17 protein-coding genes and 2 pseudogenes are annotated in these 17,420 nt (G+C 55.4%); 11 read left to right on the forward strand and 8 right to left on the reverse strand.

Annotation, left to right across the window (positions count from 1 at the left end):
• Window positions 1-70 precede the first annotated feature (70 nt).
• Window positions 71-283 (forward strand): annotated as a pseudogene (locus tag J4721_RS15470) (IS3 family transposase); the annotation flags it as partial.
• A 311-nt stretch (window positions 284-594) separates the two neighbouring features.
• Here the strand turns inward: J4721_RS15470 and J4721_RS19795 are convergent.
• From J4721_RS19795 to J4721_RS15485, 5 genes are all read right to left on the reverse strand, one after another.
• Entirely contained in the window at window positions 595-1,575 is a 981-nt protein-coding gene (locus tag J4721_RS19795; RefSeq protein ID WP_371816083.1) for a tyrosine-type recombinase/integrase, read from the reverse strand.
• An 18-nt stretch (window positions 1,576-1,593) separates the two neighbouring features.
• Entirely contained in the window at window positions 1,594-1,938 is a 345-nt protein-coding gene (locus J4721_RS19800; protein WP_247656158.1) for a hypothetical protein, read from the reverse strand.
• Entirely contained in the window at window positions 1,901-2,194 is a 294-nt protein-coding gene (locus J4721_RS19935; protein WP_311199239.1) for a DUF6538 domain-containing protein, read from the reverse strand. Before J4721_RS19935 ends, J4721_RS19800 begins: the two co-directional genes overlap by 38 nt.
• A gap of 150 nt (window positions 2,195-2,344) precedes the next feature.
• Window positions 2,345-3,577: a S9 family peptidase gene (locus tag J4721_RS15480; protein WP_102882895.1), complete on the reverse strand. Its 1,233-nt coding sequence runs from the start codon at window positions 3,575-3,577 to the stop codon at window positions 2,345-2,347.
• A 531-nt stretch (window positions 3,578-4,108) separates the two neighbouring features.
• Complete coding sequence (locus tag J4721_RS15485) at window positions 4,109-4,990, reverse strand: LysR family transcriptional regulator (protein ID WP_014873331.1); 882 nt, start codon at window positions 4,988-4,990, stop codon at window positions 4,109-4,111.
• 103 nt (window positions 4,991-5,093) lie between these two features.
• Between J4721_RS15485 and J4721_RS15490 the strand changes: the two genes are divergently transcribed.
• From J4721_RS15490 to J4721_RS15515, 6 genes are read left to right on the forward strand one after another with little or no spacing between them, the layout of a single operon-like run.
• Window positions 5,094-5,492 (forward strand): VOC family protein, encoded by a 399-nt coding sequence (locus J4721_RS15490; protein WP_014873330.1) that lies wholly within the window; start codon window positions 5,094-5,096, stop codon window positions 5,490-5,492.
• Window positions 5,489-6,166 (forward strand): SDR family oxidoreductase, encoded by a 678-nt coding sequence (locus tag J4721_RS15495; RefSeq protein ID WP_211003056.1) that lies wholly within the window; start codon window positions 5,489-5,491, stop codon window positions 6,164-6,166. The genes J4721_RS15490 and J4721_RS15495 overlap by 4 nt, the downstream gene beginning before the upstream one ends.
• A 14-nt stretch (window positions 6,167-6,180) precedes the next feature.
• Window positions 6,181-7,356 carry an MFS transporter gene (locus tag J4721_RS15500; protein WP_211003057.1) on the forward strand — a complete coding sequence of 392 codons (1,176 nt, stop codon included), beginning with the start codon at window positions 6,181-6,183 and terminating at the stop codon, window positions 7,354-7,356.
• An 18-nt stretch (window positions 7,357-7,374) separates the two neighbouring features.
• Window positions 7,375-8,463: an alkene reductase gene (locus J4721_RS15505; protein ID WP_102874945.1), complete on the forward strand. Its 1,089-nt coding sequence runs from the start codon at window positions 7,375-7,377 to the stop codon at window positions 8,461-8,463.
• Window positions 8,460-8,819, forward strand: a complete 360-nt coding sequence (locus J4721_RS15510) for a cupin domain-containing protein (RefSeq protein ID WP_014873325.1) — start codon at window positions 8,460-8,462, stop codon at window positions 8,817-8,819. The genes J4721_RS15505 and J4721_RS15510 overlap by 4 nt, the downstream gene beginning before the upstream one ends.
• On the forward strand, window positions 8,816-9,826 hold the full coding sequence (locus J4721_RS15515) for a zinc-binding alcohol dehydrogenase family protein (RefSeq protein ID WP_211003058.1): 1,011 nt from the start codon (window positions 8,816-8,818) through the stop codon (window positions 9,824-9,826). The genes J4721_RS15510 and J4721_RS15515 overlap by 4 nt, the downstream gene beginning before the upstream one ends.
• A gap of 435 nt (window positions 9,827-10,261) precedes the next feature.
• Here the strand turns inward: J4721_RS15515 and J4721_RS15520 are convergent, their stop codons facing one another.
• Complete coding sequence (locus J4721_RS15520) at window positions 10,262-10,537, reverse strand: hypothetical protein (protein WP_014873323.1); 276 nt, start codon at window positions 10,535-10,537, stop codon at window positions 10,262-10,264.
• A 1,120-nt stretch (window positions 10,538-11,657) separates the two neighbouring features.
• Window positions 11,658-12,220 (reverse strand): annotated as a pseudogene (locus J4721_RS15525) (MFS transporter).
• Window positions 12,221-12,791: 571 nt separating this feature from the next.
• Here J4721_RS15525 and J4721_RS15530 point away from each other — a divergent pair.
• From J4721_RS15530 to J4721_RS15545, 4 genes are all read left to right on the forward strand, one after another.
• Window positions 12,792-13,145 carry a hypothetical protein gene (locus J4721_RS15530; RefSeq protein WP_102873867.1) on the forward strand — a complete coding sequence of 118 codons (354 nt, stop codon included), beginning with the start codon at window positions 12,792-12,794 and terminating at the stop codon, window positions 13,143-13,145.
• A 357-nt stretch (window positions 13,146-13,502) separates the two neighbouring features.
• Window positions 13,503-14,360 carry an autotransporter outer membrane beta-barrel domain-containing protein gene (locus J4721_RS15535; RefSeq protein WP_211003061.1) on the forward strand — a complete coding sequence of 286 codons (858 nt, stop codon included), beginning with the start codon at window positions 13,503-13,505 and terminating at the stop codon, window positions 14,358-14,360.
• 154 nt (window positions 14,361-14,514) lie between these two features.
• Window positions 14,515-14,823, forward strand: coding sequence for a hypothetical protein (locus J4721_RS15540; protein WP_044040393.1), 309 nt, complete (start codon window positions 14,515-14,517; stop codon window positions 14,821-14,823).
• Window positions 14,824-15,170: 347 nt separating this feature from the next.
• Entirely contained in the window at window positions 15,171-15,560 is a 390-nt protein-coding gene (locus tag J4721_RS15545) for a hypothetical protein (protein ID WP_211003063.1), read from the forward strand.
• 186 nt (window positions 15,561-15,746) lie between these two features.
• Here the strand turns inward: J4721_RS15545 and J4721_RS15550 are convergent, their stop codons facing one another.
• Window positions 15,747-16,781: an AraC family transcriptional regulator gene (locus J4721_RS15550; protein WP_211003065.1), complete on the reverse strand. Its 1,035-nt coding sequence runs from the start codon at window positions 16,779-16,781 to the stop codon at window positions 15,747-15,749.
• Window positions 16,782-17,420: the final 639 nt, after the last annotated feature.

Below are 17,420 nucleotides of genomic sequence, written 5' to 3' on the forward strand. Positions count from 1 at the left end.
GAAGATCCTGCGCCAGCATGAGTTCCAGGTGTCCCTCTCATGCATGTAAACATGCACTGCCGGGCAGTGGATGAGCGGGCAGGGCAATTGCTACGGTAACTCCGCTGTCGAAGCGTTCTTCAAAACAATCAAAGCCGAGCTGATCTGGCCCAGGTCATGGAAAACACGGCGGCAAGCGGAGATGGCGATCTTCGAATACATCAATGGCTTCTGCAATTCACGCCGCCGCCACTCAGCACTGCGCTGGAAAAGCCCGGTCGCGTTCGACCAGAAAGTGGCCTAAACGAGCACTTGAGGCGGCACAAAACGGGACACGTCCAGTTAGCCGCTTGCCTGAACCTGTCGCCCGTTTTCCCGCCAAGCTATGCACCCGTAAGGCACCCCCTGCAGAACTGAGGTCTGTCACAACTGGCGCTTACGCAATGTTCACTGCTCAAAAGGGCTTTTTGTTCGAGAACAGGTTGACGAAATCTGAAACCCAATCTCGGGTCGAGGTCATGTACGATATCGCCTGGGGGTGGAGTGGCACTGGTCCCCCTCCGTACCCCAAAGGCACACGCTGGTTCAGACCCAGCCGGTTTTTCATCTGAACCTTCATCTCAGTTCGGCGCGGGAGCAGGTAGGATCGAGACCGTAGAACAATTTGTGCATGTTGACCCCATCTCTACGAGGCTGATAACGCTGGTGCTTACCCTGCTGACGATGCCTGTAACGGGTCTCGAACCGGATTAAACACGGTCGAAGCCCAGCCCCTGGGCACCACTTAACCTCTCTAAAACATTGTTTTGCATCAGCTTTTGCACTTGACAAGGCGAGGTGTAGAACAAGTTGGACAGCCCGCCCATTAAATCTAGCTACCGTCGGGCCGACTAACCAGCTTGTAGGTCGGGATTCTTGATGCATTCCAGCGGTCAAGTGTTTCCCCGCAGACACTGCACTCATAACTATCCTTGTCTCTAACCGGGAGTTTAATTTCCCCCCGTTCGTACACTGCACCACACTTACATTTGACTTCACTTCTAGAAACCATAGCTCGCCTCTTTCTGAACCCAACTGTATTGCTCGCCTAGAGGCAGAAGGCAGAGCTACTCTTTGCAACCACCCCAGCAGAATTTGGAGGGGATAGCCTTGTTCGTACTTTTGCCCCACTCCATCAGATTGCCAACCCCCGATTTGATCCGCGATATCAGAGGGGCACTCCACAGCCCGTAGCCTATCTCGCATCGAGTGCCGAAAACTATGCATGGTAGCCCCCTCCGGAACGTAGGCCTTCAACCACTTGTTCAGGGCAGCACTGGCCGAATTGGCGTTGGTTTTCCCTGTGGTGTTGTACCTAGGAAATGCGAACTTGCTGCCAGCCGATTGCGCATGGGCCCTCTCCGCTGCCCACTGAGCGGAACCAACAAGCGGAACCAACCGCTTGCTACTCTCCGTCTTTAGGCTCCTCCACGGGTGGGGAACAATTCTGGCTACCCATTGCCCGTCTTCATCCTGAAAGATGTCCTCCCTCAGCAGACCTGCAGCCTCAGCCAGACGCATCCCGGTATCAGCCACAATGGCCACCAGCCAACGCATCTCGTCGTCGATCTTACGTCATTTCTGCTGAACGGTGCGGATGTTTTCTACGGGGGTGGAACTACGACCAGAAACCCCTTTGTTACGGTCATAGTACACGTTGGCGAAGGGAGAGGTGATCGATAGCCCTTCCTCCGCCACGGCGAAGTTGAATACTGCACAGACAGTGCCGAAGATCCGGGTGATACTGCTATCGGCGAGGCCACGCTCTATCAGCGCATCCCGGAACTTGTTGGCATCTGCCTTGCTATAGTCCAGAGGGGGCTCGTCCCCGCAGACGTCGATTACATAGCCGCAGGTCCGATGTGCCGCACGGTGAAAGGTTTCAGGTCTTCCCTGACCCTTGAGTCGGAGGTATGTCAAACACAGCCTCCGATAAGGTCAAAGCGTCAGATGTGACAGTAGGATTCTTTTCCTGTCCGGGAGACGGTCTGTTCAATCCATGTCGAAGAAGATGCTTGCCCGGTAGTTCGGCTTCCTGGGTCCGAAGATGATACCAGTAGTCGTCCAGCTTACAGGCCGCCCTGTTCGCCCTCGAGATAGCGACGGCACGGGATCTGGTCCTCAGCGAATAGGAAATCTTGCCTGAAGAATAGTATTGCCGAAGATCCGCCGGCATCCGGCGTACTCTGCATGAATGCCCGGATCGAGTCCAAAGCGCCGAATGCTGCGGCGCAGCCCGCCGTTCCAGCCGTTCGCTGCGGCTGCGAGGTTTTGGAACCGGTGAACTCACACAGTGCGGACGAAGCTGCCGTTCATCGCAGATAGATCAAGGTCGGCTTTCGACGCGAAGCAGATAGTCTTCTACGGTTTCTTCCCAAAGCAATGGCCACCACAGAACCCAGTGGCCTCTGTTGAACTCGGGCACCGTTACGACGTGAAACTCGCTTGTCGCCCCCACCTCTTCAATTTGTCCGAGGTTCTCTCTGGAATGCTCGATGCTGTAAAACGTGTCGTCTTCGCCGTAGATTGATACGACAGTGCCCTCATATCCCTCGATACGGCGAAAGAGCGTTGGGTTAATCTCTGCGTTTCCCTGACCTTCATCCATCCAACCGCCGACGAAATTGATCACACCTGCCGTATCCTCGGGCTGGTCCCCGGCTTGCATAAGCGCAACCACCCCACCGCGCGACACCCCGGTGAAGAGCACTGGATCATCACTGACATCAGGGCGCTCGCGAAGAACTGCAAGGGCAGCATTGGCATCGATCAGAGCCCGCTCGGCCCCGGGCAACGAAAGGCGCGCCTCAGACGAATACCCTTGCGATCGATCTTCGGAAAACCCTTCATCGTAAAGCCCATCAGAGCCGCCTCGACCCCGACGCTGAGGAAAAGCGACAATCCAACCGTGGGCATTGAGGACGTCGGCGAACCAGTCGTTTGTGAAAAACCACTCAAAGTCGCGTTCATTTGTCCCGGAACCCGTTGAGCCGTGGTGGAAAAGCGCCAGAGGAAATGGGCCATCTCCATCTGGAACGTAGATGGCAACAGCAAGTTCGATGGCTTCGCCATTTTCCGTGATGTCGGTCAGCAGAAACTCGCGTTGGCCAATTTGAAACCAGTCGTCGGTCGGAGATGCGAGGACCGCGGAGAGGTCTTGGCGTTCCAAAACTGCGAAGCGATCCTCTGTCGGGAATATGCCACGCAACCGCCTAGTGTCCGAAAGCATGTAGCGTGCGGCAAAGCTTGCATCGGTAAAAACCAAAGTGCCGTTCTCTTCACGCGCGGTGTCGCGAAGCCAATTGCCACCGCCGAATTGGCTACGGCCCACAGAATAGATGACGTCAAACAGCCCGTCTTCATCGACGCCTTCCACAACCAAGATATGGCTGCGCCAAGAATCCCATGTGCCCGTCCAGACGCCGATGAAAGGCGAGTTCTCCGCTTCTCTAATCTCGATACCAACGGGTAGAGGTGCGTCGCCGATCAGTATTGTTTCGTCCGCGCGAGCCTGACCTGTGAGGCAAACAGCAAGGGCAAAAGCGAAGAGAAGGCGCATGAACAATTTCCATCTCTGGGAGGTTGGTCTAAATTGACTGCAATACAGCACAAATTGCGTCAGTTAGCGACAGAGGCCTTTCAAGGCTCTGCCAAACCGGTCATTCGCTGCCTCGCAGAAAACCTGAGGTTTGGGTTCACTACCGACTTGCGGCGATGCGGCGGCAGGGTTGCAGTAGATCTCGTATCTGGCGCCTATCATGGGATCACCGCAGCCAGCCCGAAGCGGACATTCATGCAGGTCGCGGACAAGGCACTGTTTCGAGCGCGAAAGTCTCCCGAAAGCGGACCTTCAAGCCTGTCCAATTGATCCAGGCGATGCTGCGATCAGTGTAGACGTCAGCGACGCGCAGGAAGCGCCCTTTGCAAACTCAGCCGTTTGACGCAACTGGCCGAGGGTTTCTGCTGCGGCGCAGCCCGCCGTTCCGGCCGTTCGCTGCGACAGCGAGCTTCTGAACCCGGAGAATTCACACAGTGCGGGACGAAGCCGCCGTTGAGCCGTTAGGCGTGAGTGTCCGGTTTCGTCACTACGCTATGCCAACCGCGCCACCAGAAAATCCATCAAGGTGCGCACTCTGCGTGGCTGAACGGCTCCAGCCGGATATACCACCTGAAGCGCGTTCGGTTCTGGTGAAAACGACTCCAAAACCTCCACAAGATCACCCTTTGCCAGATCGGCACGAATATCCCATTCAGACTTACGTGCAATTCCGTGACCACCCAGACACCATTTCCGAATGAGGCCTCCATCATTGGCAATGCGGTTCCCAAAAACCCGCTGCGTTTTCATCTGTCCGTCAATCACAAAGGCCCAGCCCTGATCGGTGTTGGCTCCGAAGCGCATGATCAGGCAGTTGTGGTGGCCCAGATCATCGGGATGCATTGGTGTTCCGTTGCGCTTCAGATAGTCGGGTGCTGCGCAGAAAATCCGACGGTTTGTTCCGAGCTTGCGCGACTTCATCGTGCTGTCGGACAATTCGCCAAAGCGCAACGCAAGATCGATGCCTTGCCCGACCAAATCAATAATTCCGTCGCTGAGCGTAAGGTCGATTGCGATTTCCGGATGCTCCGCCATGAACTGATCCAGCAGCGGAGCAAGCTGCGTGCGGCCCAGGTCACTGGGCGCACTCATGTGGATCGTGCCGGAAATTTTCTCTACTCCCAGCTTGATCCTTGCTTCTGTTTCCTCTGTCTCTGCCAATATGCGCCGCGCGCCCGTGACCAGCTCGCGGCCCTCGTCTGTCAGGCTGATTGAGCGGGTCGTTCGTGTCAGCAGGCGCGCTCCGTAATGGGCTTCAAGTGCAGCCAGCCGCTCTGTCACGGTTGCGGGAGACAATCCAACCTCGCGCCCCGCAGCCGCAAGTCCGCGCTTTTCCACGATCAGCAGGAAGAGCTTGAGATTTTCGATCAGCATTGATGTCTCATTATTCGCCCTTTCCGAATTATATTTTGGAAATTTAGCCAATTATTTGGCCCAAGGATAGGCGGTAGATGGTGATTAACGAAAGGAGATCACCATGCATCTCGACCACATCACCATCCGAACACGCGATCTTCCCGGGACACGGGCATTCTTGCTCAAGGTCTTTGATGAGTTGGAAGAGCGTGCCCGGCCCAGGGCGATCCACCGCATTCCGGGCCACTGGCTCTACGCCGGTGACAAACCGATCATCCATCTGATCGGAGCGCGTGGCTACGGCACGGATACTACCGCTGAAGCCTATGACCATGTGGGCATCCACCTTGATGGCTACAAAGACTTCCGCGCCAAGCTCGACGCTCTCGATATCCGCTACTCGACGATGGACCTCGAAGAACTGGACGAGCGGCGGCTGTTTTTTCGCACACCGTCCGGTGCCCTCATCGAAGCCGTTTTCCATGAACCCATGCCTCAGAGAGAGGAGATACTCCAATGACTTTTGCCAATGAAACCAAATCCATCGTCATCGGTGGCACATCCGGGATCGGGAAAGCCGTCGCAACAGCGCTCGCAAACCGCGACGGGACCGTTGACGTGGCAAGCCGATCCACAGGCCTCGATGTCAAAGACGAGGCCGCGATTGCAGCTTACTTCGATGCGCAAGGTCCGGTCGATCATGTCGTTTTCACCGCAGGGTCATCAGCGCCCGGTGGAGCGGTGGCAGACGTGCCGTTTGATGCCGCAAAGCAAGCCTTTGACACAAAGTTCTGGGGCGCCGTCGCGGTTGCCAAAGCCGCCGCACGCTATATCAAACCCGGCGGCACGATCACGCTGACTTCCGGGTTCCTTGCCCGGCGCACGGTGCCCGGCACCTACGTCAAAACCGCAATGAATGCGGCACTGGTGGCCGTGGCCAAAATTCTGGCCAAGGAGCTGGCCCCGGTCCGCGTCAATATCGTCAGCCCCGGTCTAACCGATACCGAAGCCTATGCCGGTATGGCGGTCGATGCGCGGGCAACGATGCTCAACAAAACCGCGAAATCACTGCCTGCGGGCAAGGTCGGCTGTGCCGATGATCTGGCCGCTGGCTACCTCTTCGCAATCGACAATCCCTTCGTCACCGGTGCCGTCATCGACATCGACATCGACGGTGGCGCATTGATCAACTGAAGGAGGACCAAATCATGTCCCTCAAATCGAAAATGCCGCTGCAAGTCTGGATATTGGCGCTCGCAGCATTCGCCATCGGCACGGCAGAGTTTGTCATTGCCGGTATTCTGACGCAGGTGGCCGAGAGCCTGAATATCTCTGAAGGTCAGGCGGGCCACCTCATCACCGCTTACGCAATGGCCATCGTCATTGGTGGGCCGATCCTGACACTCTGGCTCGCACGCTACCGCAAGCGTGTTGTGCTGATCGGCCTGATGGCCCTCTTCGTCGTCTCGAACCTGATCACGGCTTTTGCGATCGATTACACGACACTGATGATCAGCCGGGTCATGGCTGGTCTGACACAAGGGCCATTCTACGGCATCGGGGCCGTTGTTGCGACGCGGCTGGTCGCAAAGGACATGGAAGGTCAGGCGGTCGGCCAGATGTTTGCGGGCCTGACGCTGGCCAACGTACTGGGTGTTCCCGGCGGCGCGTGGATCGGCAATATGTTTGGCTGGAACACAACCTTCATCGTCGTCGCCGTGCTTGGTGCAATGGCTGCCGCCGCTATTGCGATTGCCATCCCACCACAAGGTGCTGAAGAGCCGAAATCCATCCGCTCGCAAATCGGCGCGTTCCGCAATCCGCAGCTGCTGGCCAGTTTGCTCATCACAACGCTTGGCTGGGTCGGCTTCATGACCTTCTACGGCTACATCGCGCCAATCGCAGAACAGGTCGCAGGCTTTGAACGGGCGTCCCTGACATGGATTCTGGTCATCATCGGGCTGGGTCTGGTGCTGGGGAACACGCTGGGTGGCAAGACTGCCGACAAGAACCTCAGCGCGTCCCTGATCGGCTGGCCTGCCGCAATGATCGCCTCGCTGATCGTCGTCGGTCTGGTGGCCTCGCAACCTTACCTGTTCGTTGCTGCGGCCTTCGTCTTTGGCGTCGTTTCTTTCGCCAACGTCCCACCGATGCAGATGCGCGTCATGAAGCATGGCGGTGAAGCGCCTGAGCTTGCCGCGACGGCCAATATCTCGGCCTTCAATATCGCCAACGCCCTGGGCGGCATCATCGGTGGCGCGGTTGTCGATAGCGCACTGGGGGCAGCCTACATCCCTTTCGCCGCGATCATCGTGCCTGCAATCGGTCTTGCCTTCATCATCTGGCAGGAACGGAAACCCGCTCCCACCACCACCCACGCCTGAGAGTGAAAGGACCCTAACATGACACTCTTCACCCCCGTATCCATCGGCGCGATCAATCTGCCCAACAGGGTGGTTATGGCCCCGATGACCCGCTCACGGTCGACCCAACCGGGTGATGTGCCAAACGCCATGATAGCAGAGTACTACGCGCAACGCGCCAGCGCTGGCATGATTATCACCGAAGCCACGCAAATCACACCCGAAGGTAAAGGGTATTCCTTCACGCCGGGCATCCATTCCGAGGCACAGATCGCCAGATGGAAACAGGTGACCGACGCCGTTCACGCCAAAGGCGGTCGCATCGTCTTACAGCTCTGGCATGTGGGCAGAATGAGCCACCCGATGTTCCACGCAGATGGCAAGCCTGTTGCACCATCTGCCATCGCCCCGGATGCGACCGTCTGGATCGTGGATCCCGAGACCGGCGAAGGTGGCATGGTGGAATGCCCCGTTCCGCGTACGCTTGAGTCGGATGAAATCGCCCGCGTTCTCGAGGACTACCGCCTTGCGGCCCGCAACGCCAAAGCCGCCGGATTCGATGGCGTCGAGATTCACGCAGCCAATAGATACCTCATCGACGAGTTCCTGCGCAGCACATCCAACCATCGTGCCGACGCCTATGGCGGTTCTGTGGAAAACCGTATCCGTTTTGCGATAGAAGTTGCCGAAGCGGTTGCATCCGAGATGGGTGCAGACCGGACGGGCATTCGTTTCTCGCCTTTTATCACGCAGCGCGGGATGAATGATCCAGATGCGCCACAGACCATCCTGAAACTGGCAAAGGAACTGGACCGGATCGGATTGACCTACATCCATCTGGCCGAAGCCGATTGGGACGATGCGCCGGAAACGCCGGAATGGTTCCGCAAGGAATTGCGCAAGGCCTATTCGGGGTCGGTCATCGTCGCAGGTGGCTACACGCCGGACAAGGCCGACGCCATTATCGACAAAGGCTACGTCGATGCCGTGGCTTTTGGACGCCCGTTTATCGCCAATCCTGATTTGCCACGTCGCTTTGCGGAAGACTTGCCACTGTCCGACTTCGATGGTGACGCGCTCTTTGGTGGCGATGCAGCCGGCTACACGACCTATGGGGTTGCAGCATGACCGCACCGCTGACAGATCGCGAGATCGCCAAAGGTCGGGCAAATGACCGGATTGGCGCCGCGCTTGTCGCTGAGACAGACGGAATGCGTATCTGGCATCTCCGCGTGCCACCCGGCGAAACCCATCCACCCCATCGTCATGACCGCCCGTACTTCTGGACAGTTCTGACTGATGGCACGGCCCGATCCCGATTCGATGACGGTCGTGTGGGCGATGTGACCTACACGAACGGCCAGACGCAGCATTTCCCCGATCTGTCGCAGGATGATGCCTTTGTCCACGACCTGACCAACACCGGCGAGACGGAGCTTGTCTTCGTCACCGTCGAATTTACCAAACAAGGAGAAGACACATGAAAGCTGTCGGATTCACACACTACTTGCCCATTGAAATCGAGAGTGCTTTTCTCGATCTCGACATTGAAAAACCACAACCGGAAGGCCGAGATGTTCTGGTGAGCATCAAGGCAGTTGCCGTGAACCCGGTCGATGTGAAAGTGCGCGCACCTAAAGACAAGGTGGAAGAGACGCCGCGTATCATCGGTTATGACGCATCCGGTGTGGTCGAAGCTGTCGGTCCGGACGTGACCCTCTTCATGCCCGGCGATGAGGTGTACTATGCGGGCGACATCACCCGCTCGGGCACCAATGCCGAGTTTCATCTTGTCGATGAGCGGATCGTCGGTCGTAAGCCTGCGTCCCTCTCGCACGCCGAAGCCGCCGCCCTCCCTCTGACGACAATCACAGCTTACGAGGCGTTCTTTGATCGTCTGGGCATAGACCGCGACGGAGCAGATGCCGGACAATCAATCCTTATTATCGGTGCTGGCGGTGGTGTCGGCTCAATTGGTATCCAGCTTGCCAAGCAGGCCGGGTTGATGGTGATCGCCACCGCATCCCGTTCCGAGACTTCGGATTGGGTGAAGTCGCTTGGCGCGGATCATGTCATTAACCACCGCGAAGATATCGTTGCGCAGGTGCACGCCAGTGGCATCAAGCACGTCGATCATATCGCGATCTTCAACGACATGCGCCACTGGAATACGGCGGTTGAACTGATCCGCCCGCAAGGCGGCATTGTCAGTATCGACGACACCGATCTACCTATGCCAATGAGCGGTATGAAGACCAAGGCCGCGAGCTTTCATTGGGAGTTCATATTTGCCCGCTCAATGCACCAGACGCCGGACATGATCGAGCAGCATCACCTTCTGTGCTACGTGACCGATCAAATTGATGCGGGAAACATCCAGACGACCGTCTCCAAGGTCTTATCTCCGATCAATGCCGCCAACATGCGTGAAGCACATAGGCTGGTCGAGACTGGTCAAGCCAAGGGTAAGATCCTCGTTGAAGAATTCTAACCAATGTCACGGAGCGGCGTCAGACCGCTCCGTGCAACCAATTTTTGGTAAGCAGCCCTTCATAAATCTTGCAGCATCGGTAGGTTCGGGCTCATTGCTGCCTTGCGGCGATGCACCAGCAGAGTTGCAGCGTGCGCGCACATGTTCCCGGTCCTCAGAGGACGCCAGCAGCCCAAACACGACATTCATGCAGGTCGCGGCGAAGGCACTGCTGCGAGCGCAAAGGGCTTCCCGTTAGCGGACTTTTAAGATTGCCCAGCTGGACCTGGGGATGCCGCTCTTTGCTTAGAAGTCAGCGAAGCGCAGATAGAGACCTTTGCAAAGTCGACGGATCTGGTGCCATGACGAGCGATCAATGCCGCAGCCGCACGAGGAAAAGCTGACCTTCGCCGCGAGTGCAGCCGCCAACCATCATCGAATGGAAGGGGGGCGGACTTAGCTGCTGTCTGAAGTCAATTTGAAACTGAAATCCCGCTTTGCTTCCGACAGCGCCGTTCCATCTTCGAACGCTTGAAGTTCTTTTTTTGCGATCTCCAAAATCTCTTGCACACATGCGGCATCCAAAAACTCCGTGAACATTTGGAAACGCAGCTTTCTATCTGAATCTAGCCGCTCAACTATCACCAGGCATTCACCGTCTTCGCTGAGGACTTCGAGGATCAGAGAGTCGTTTTCTACATCTGAAGCAACCTGAGTCGTAAGTGTGTTCATGGATCCAGACTACCAAGTCGACGACCAGTAGCAACGGGCTTCGAGCTGACCTGCGGCGGTGCGGCAGGCGGTCTGCAGCAAGATCACCAAGCCCTCTAGGTATCCGAAGACAACAGGCAGCCCGAAGCTGCCGGTCGTGCCAGGCCCGGCGCTGGTATCGCCGCAGTTGCAAAGGTTTGGGGCCAAATTCCCGGAAGCGGACGCTCGGCAGGGCCGAGCTGCTTCACGGGATGCTGCGGGTTGCACCGGGGCAGCGGAGCGCAGGGAAGCGACCTTTGCAAAGTCTCGGGGGCTGGCAGTCGGGCGGCGATCCCATGCTGCATGAGCGATGGCAAGAACAGACCTTCGCCGCACGTGCAGCCGCTAACCATCATCGAACGAACGGGATGCGGACAAACCAGACTTTGGATTTTCGGCTTTCGCTAACGCAGCATGGTCTCGCATCTGCTGCGGGCTTTCTGTTGCGATGCAGCGCGTGTCGCCGAAGCAGTCGTTCACCGTCGCCGACCAATCCAGAACCCAAACCGCACTTTTGCTGTTGGCGGCGTGGACCTTCAAGACGCAGACAAAACGGACTTGTTCAAATGTGGATATTGCTCACGCGGCATTCATTCGTTCTCGCAGCACAGGTCACGCAATACTGTCTTTTGGAGCGTTGTCCGACACCCTTCAAATTTTCCGAGCAGACTATCTATTTGATGTGGAAGAAAGATAGAGGAACTGGCCCTGGCCATGCTTGTTTGAGGGTGCAGATCGTTGGTGCCTATCGCGAAAATGAAGGCGTTGGGGGCTGACGTGGACAATCTCACGCATCGCACGCCAACAATGAAAAACCGCCCAGATCTCCACGACCTAAATGGTAGTCAAAGAGAACCTCAAGCCGTTCTGGCCATGGTCCGCAAACAAGGTCTCGCTGGCCAGTCCAATCACCGTTTGACCAATACCCACGCCGATGAGGTTAAAACCAAACAGGAATATCGCCGCCCCAAAGGGCGCAGCTCTTCCTGTAAACGATCGTGTAGATAGGCGAATGTAAGCCCCCAGGATAAAACGCCAAAGGTTACAATACCGGTCAATGCAATAGTGCAGAAGGCGTTAAACAGACCGCGGTCATTCCATATCAGAAACCAGGTTCCGCGAAAAAAGCAGGATCTTCGGCTGTTTTCGGCTTCGATTGAGATCTGCTGATGTCCGCCGTTGTGTACCTCAGGAGCAAAGCCAAGACAAAACCGGGAATGGCAGCCAGAACAAAGGCCCACCGCCAACCAAATATTTGCCCGACGATACCTCCGACAAGGAAGGCCAGCAAAATTCTAACATTTGCCCCGGTCGCAAAAAAGCCAGAGCCGATGTGCGGGTCTCACGCGAGAACCGGTTTGAAATCATCGCATTGGCTGGTGCCACCGCGTCTGCTTCACCTGGTTCAACACCCAACCGTGCAAGAACGAGATGCATAAAGTTCTGCGAGACCGACATCATCAGAGTTAGGAAACTCAAGACAGCAGCGGAAGTAGCAACTGTGTTTCGTTTGTTTCCGTGGGCAGCCAATCGCGCGATCGGGAAGCCAGCCAAAAGAAACATGGCCGCGAAAACCAATCCTGAAAGGAGGCCAAGCTGCGTATCAGACAGCACAAAATCCTGACCAATGGCATCCAGCGATATGCTCAGAATATACCGGTCCATGTTGGCCACGGCAAAAATGGCTGTCAACAATAACAACAGACGTCCATGTGGTTCCGGCGTCAAGACGTTCCCCTAATATTCATGAGGTCTTTTGGTGCTGGTACAAGCTCAAGATAGGAGCGATCGATCAAGGATTTCGCACCGCTTTCTGACGTCCCTAAACCAAATAGCGGCATTGCCCTGCATCTTGCTTTTTGGCTGACAACATCTCGTTGCGTTGCGCATCTACGAGATGGGAGATTGCCTGCAGTCCAAAGACATTTTGGCGCTTAGTCTCTATGTGCGCATCCGGCGCCTCTGAGTATGGACTGCCAGATGCTGCGCAAGAAAAGAATGGCAATAATTCGTACAAGCTGTTGGCTTCTGCCAATTCAGTTTTGCGTGCCGCCGCTGTCGAACCACTGTTCGCTTGATTTAGATGAGCCCGTTTCGCGCGGCGCTGCGATCAGGTGTTCACGTGATGTCTTTTCGCAAAACCTTGACGTGCCATCGCAATAAATCCGAGCCGCGGACTGCCAGATTGGTTCCACACACTGCGTAACAAAAACGCTCAACCGAAAGGAACCAAGACATGAAAAAGACACTGATCACATCCGCCACCGCGCTCGCCATTGTTCTGAATGCTGGAATGTCCATGGCCGGCCCCCTGGGTGACCACAGCTTCGGAGGGAAAGCACATGATGTTCGCTCTTCCGTTTCGCAAGCATTCGACCACGAAACGACCTTGCGTAGCTTCGATCCGAGCCAAAAGAACCTGTCCTGGACTCAGTCGCAAAGCCAATATGGCACGAGCTGGAGCTCGGAGTTGCCCGATGAAGTTGTCGTCGAAATTCAAGATGGTCCCAACATGTCAATCATTATTGGCAAGGCGCCTGATGACCTTTCAAACTGCGTGTATGTGCGGGGAGGGATGACATTCTGTTGATCCAGATGCGTTGGCTCAGACAAAACATGACGCGCCGCCATCTTACGCCAGGCCCCGGATACAAACGCCGGGGTCCGGCAGCACCTTTTTCTGGACGCAAACAAGACAACATATTCGCCCCGCGCTCTGAGTGCGTCGAGGTCAACGCTGGTCCGGGCCAGATGATCAGCGCAGTTGTCGCGAAACCAATATTGACATGGCATGGACCGCGCCGCTGCAAATGCATGAGTGGCGGGCACTCAATTGATGTCTTTTCGCAAAACCATGAGGTGCCATCGCAATCAATTTGAACGGCCGATTGCCAGACTGAGTGCACACACCGCCTAACAAAGGCGCTCAACGGGAAGGCACTCAAAGATGAAAAAGGCACTCACTCCATCCGCTACAATACTCGCTCTTGTCGTAAGTGTCGGAATGTCCATGGCCGGACCGTTGCAGGCTCACGGTGACTATGGATTTGCACATGATGTTCACTCATCTGTTGCGGTAGACCGCAACAATGACAATTTCGGTGATCGCCGTGTAACGACGAGCAGCGATGAGCAGAGATATGACACCAATTTCTACTTGGGTGAAATCTCAGACGGTGAGATGTTTGGCCGGGTTGAATTCGGCACCACCCATTCAACATCGGATGTCAGCACCCGCCTGGCCAGCGCTGGTATCTCAGCGGACAGCTACGATGCAACCATAGGCGCGCTTTGGGTTGCGGACAGTCAACTGTATATCGACGGGCAGTTTCGCTACGGACATTTCGATGGCGACCTTAGCCTGAATGGCCAGAAAATGGTGGGCTTTGACGGCAATGGGTATGAGGTATCTGTTGAAGTTGGTAAGTCTTTCGCGCTGCTCAACGATGTGACGCTCACCCCACAAGCGCAACTCATGTACAGCGATATCGAAGGTCAGATCGAGACCGGCCGCATTGGGGCCAAGGTGGATCGTGATACGCTGATGGCCCGGTTCGGACTGCGTGCTGAACACACTCTTGCAGATAACGCGATGCTGTACGGCCAAATCGACGTCTACCATGCCTTCGAAAACGAAAGCTCGGTGATGTACGGGCAGGACACAGCGGCGTTGAGCATAGGTGGCATCGTCGCCAAATCGGATCGCGCGCAGCTCTATGCTGAGATCACCAGCGAAACCGGATTGGGAAGCAGCTCGGGCGACCACAGCTTCAGCTGGAACATCGGTTTCGCGGTCCAGTTTTAATGCCCTTCGCTGCGGCGAAACGAAGGACAGGCACGCACTTGGTGACTTTTCGCAAAACCTTGACCTGTCAGCACAATAAAACCGCGCCACCAACTGCCAAATTGAATGCACAGACAGCGTAATTAACACGTTCAAGCCCAAAAGGAGAAGACAAATGCAAAAGACACTGATCACAGCCGCCACCGTATTCGCACTGGTCATGAGCGCCGGAGCATCCATGGCCGGACCTTTGAATGGCCATGGCTTCGGTGGGAACGCACATGATGTTCGAACATCTGTTTCACAAGCGCTCAATAACGCCGCCCGGGGAGCCCATACCCACCAAACCGACCCTGGTATCGAACCTGGTCAAGAAGACCAGTCCTCGACGGAACCGCTGGGCACCGATAAATTTACCATTAACTTCGAAAACCACTCTGGCGGCCAGAATGGTACTCCTGTGATCTTCTGGTCTCCAAAATGATCATCCTGTGAGGCTTCGCCACACTTGGTTGTCCCGCTACTCGCGTTGTGTTGTTCCAGACAGTTCGCCTCTGACAAACGCGACTTATCTCCATGTAAAGCCGGGCCCCGGATGCCAACTCCGGGGGCCGGTTTATGCTGTCGGCTGCCCCCCTTGCTGATAGCCGGGGCAAGCCATGTCCTCCTGACACAAGGCGCCGCATTTAAATCCACGCGGTGCATGGCCACCAACTTGATGTCTTTTCGCAAAACCTTGACCTGTCAGCACAATAAAACCGCGCCACCAACTGCCAAATTGAATGCACAGACAGCGTAATTAACACGCTCAAGCCCAAAAGGAGAAGACAAATGCAAAAGACACTGATCACCGCCGCCACCGTATTCGCACTGGTCGTGAGCGCCGGAGCATCCATGGCCGGACCTTTGAATGGCCATGGCTTCGGTGGGAAAGCCCATGACGTGCGCGCCTCCGCATCGCAAGCGTTCAACAACGCGGACCAGATGGCCCATACCAGTTCGCGTAATGCTGGCATGGTTGGGCTGGCGGCGAACAGTCAGGGCATCCTGCAGATTTATTCGGTTGATACGATTGCCGATGCGGTTGCCCTTGCCCAGATCATCGCCCCGAATGCAAAGGCTACCTACCACGCTGACCATGGCTTCGGTCAGGATCAAGACAACCTGTCCTCGACTCAGCCCCTGGGCGAAGAAGAAAGCAAAATTATTCCTGTAGAATAGTAGGCAGCAAAATGATCATCCTGTGGTGTTTCGCGACACTTGGTTGTCCCGCCATTCGCCTTGTGTTGATCCAGACAGCACGATGCTGAGAAATCGCAACGTACCGCCACTTAGTACCGGACCCCGGATCTCAACTCCGGGGGTCCGGCAGCATCGTGTTAAAAGATCTGCAAACTCCGAGATTAGCTACGCAGGTCGAACACTTCCCGGAGAGTGACCCGTCCAGCTCTTGTAGGCATTGGTAAACGCGGCCTGATCAGAATATCCAAGCCCAAAAGCAATCTCCGCAAGGCTTAGCTTGGGGTCGTCAAGATATTGCTCTGCCAACCTTTGCCGAGTGTCTTTCAGGAGTTGTTTGTAGGTTGTACCTTCTTTGGCAAGCTTTCGTCCAAGAGTGCTGATGCTCATCCCGAATGTCTTTGCAATATCATCCTGTGTCGGGGCGCTAAATGACAGTCTTGACGTGATTTCGCTCTGCACCAGAGAGCTCGTCTCGCCAATCAAAGGCGTCAATTCCTTCATCAGATTTTGCACATGTGTTTCAAGGTGCAAAAGCAAGGCAGGATCCGTGTCTTTGATCGGAATATCCATCACTGCCTTGTCAAACAGGATACCTGGAACGCGTTGCCTTTGTTTGGCTTGGATCGCCAATGCATCAGAGATTTGTGACTGCATGTCTTCGGACAAATCGTGTGCAAAACGCACCTCAAGAACCGGCAATGGTGCCTCAGCTGCAATTTGAAGACTGGTCAAAAAAGCAGAAATTCGAAATTCACTATGAGCCCCATCAGCGCGCACCAGCTGAGAGTTGGAATCGATCTCTAGAAACATGCCATCCGCGTCCTCATAGAATGACAGTTTGGCAAACCCGCGCGCCAGTCGGGCGTAGTTCACGGCCTTGTCAATTGCTTCACCAACGGTCGGAGAATTCAAAACGACATAGCTAAGAAGTGTCGTCTTTCTGGGATTGAATGTTATCCCGGCCGAGATCGCAAACAAAGGATCACCGGTTTCCTGGATGGCAAGCTCCAACAGCCTCAGCTCATTGCGGACATCAACAAAATTTGGTGGAGTTTCGTGAAGGTCGACAGGTAGGTTTGCCGATCTAAGAAGCGCAACGATATCTACACCACGGTTGTCCAGAAGCTTGGCAATGTGGTGAACTCCAAAACCCGGGACGTTCCAAATGTCGTCATCCGAATTTTCTGGGTTCTTGTTCATGTAGATCTGTCGCCTTGGGTAGAAGCGTTCTGCGTGGTTGGGTCTCTTTCTGACGAGGACAGCTTATAGCCGGGCCCAGAACCATGCCAAGCGGTATCAGGGCGACCTGATAAAAAATCACAAAATACTGAGCTTTAAAAACAATACTCAAAGCGATCACGCCCCTAGGTTGGAGAGGTAACAGCAAGTTAAGGGGACCAGAAAATGCAATGCTTCAACACATCAAAAAACTCATTGTCGCACCGGCACTGGTAATCGCACTGACCACAGGATCGGTCATGGCGGGACCAGGCCAGCACTTTGACGTCAAGGCTCACCACAGCGCTAAAATCGGCCAATCCTCGATGTCTAAGAACAGGGCGCGCCAAGCAGCGCACTGGAACCAGATATTTGAGCAAAAGGAGTGCTGGTTTAATGGAATAATTCAGCACTCCTTGAAGCTTTACTGGTTGTTTCCCCCCCGAACGCTGTTATCCGACAAAGCTAGCTGACTTTGGATGTCGCGATGGTCGACAGCGACAATATGGAATGCCGTCGGCATCTCCACACTCATCGGACTGTTCTCGATGTAGATGTATGAAAGTCGACATTGAAAAAATTTCTGTAAATGGCGAGCCTAGCCTCGCTCCGTGAACTTTT

Source organism: Phaeobacter sp. HS011, assembly GCF_018101215.1.
Lineage (GTDB): Bacteria > Pseudomonadota > Alphaproteobacteria > Rhodobacterales > Rhodobacteraceae > Phaeobacter > Phaeobacter inhibens.

Bases quoted from the DNA above. Each gene is read 5' to 3' on its own strand.
- J4721_RS19795 (WP_371816083.1), bottom strand. From the start codon at position 1,575: ATGCGTTGGCTGGTGGCCATTGTGGCTGATACCGGGATGCGTCTGGCT.
- J4721_RS19935 (WP_311199239.1), bottom strand. From the start codon at position 2,194: ATGCCGGCGGATCTTCGGCAATACTATTCTTCAGGCAAGATTTCCTAT.
- J4721_RS15480 (WP_102882895.1), bottom strand. From the start codon at position 3,577: ATGCGCCTTCTCTTCGCTTTTGCCCTTGCTGTTTGCCTCACAGGTCAG.
- J4721_RS15485 (WP_014873331.1), bottom strand. From the start codon at position 4,990: ATGCTGATCGAAAATCTCAAGCTCTTCCTGCTGATCGTGGAAAAGCGC.
- J4721_RS15490 (WP_014873330.1), top strand. From the start codon at position 5,094: ATGCATCTCGACCACATCACCATCCGAACACGCGATCTTCCCGGGACA.
- J4721_RS15495 (WP_211003056.1), top strand. From the start codon at position 5,489: ATGACTTTTGCCAATGAAACCAAATCCATCGTCATCGGTGGCACATCC.
- J4721_RS15500 (WP_211003057.1), top strand. From the start codon at position 6,181: ATGTCCCTCAAATCGAAAATGCCGCTGCAAGTCTGGATATTGGCGCTC.
- J4721_RS15505 (WP_102874945.1), top strand. From the start codon at position 7,375: ATGACACTCTTCACCCCCGTATCCATCGGCGCGATCAATCTGCCCAAC.
- J4721_RS15510 (WP_014873325.1), top strand. From the start codon at position 8,460: ATGACCGCACCGCTGACAGATCGCGAGATCGCCAAAGGTCGGGCAAAT.
- J4721_RS15515 (WP_211003058.1), top strand. From the start codon at position 8,816: ATGAAAGCTGTCGGATTCACACACTACTTGCCCATTGAAATCGAGAGT.
- J4721_RS15520 (WP_014873323.1), bottom strand. From the start codon at position 10,537: ATGAACACACTTACGACTCAGGTTGCTTCAGATGTAGAAAACGACTCT.
- J4721_RS15530 (WP_102873867.1), top strand. From the start codon at position 12,792: ATGAAAAAGACACTGATCACATCCGCCACCGCGCTCGCCATTGTTCTG.
- J4721_RS15535 (WP_211003061.1), top strand. From the start codon at position 13,503: ATGAAAAAGGCACTCACTCCATCCGCTACAATACTCGCTCTTGTCGTA.
- J4721_RS15540 (WP_044040393.1), top strand. From the start codon at position 14,515: ATGCAAAAGACACTGATCACAGCCGCCACCGTATTCGCACTGGTCATG.
- J4721_RS15545 (WP_211003063.1), top strand. From the start codon at position 15,171: ATGCAAAAGACACTGATCACCGCCGCCACCGTATTCGCACTGGTCGTG.
- J4721_RS15550 (WP_211003065.1), bottom strand. From the start codon at position 16,781: ATGAACAAGAACCCAGAAAATTCGGATGACGACATTTGGAACGTCCCG.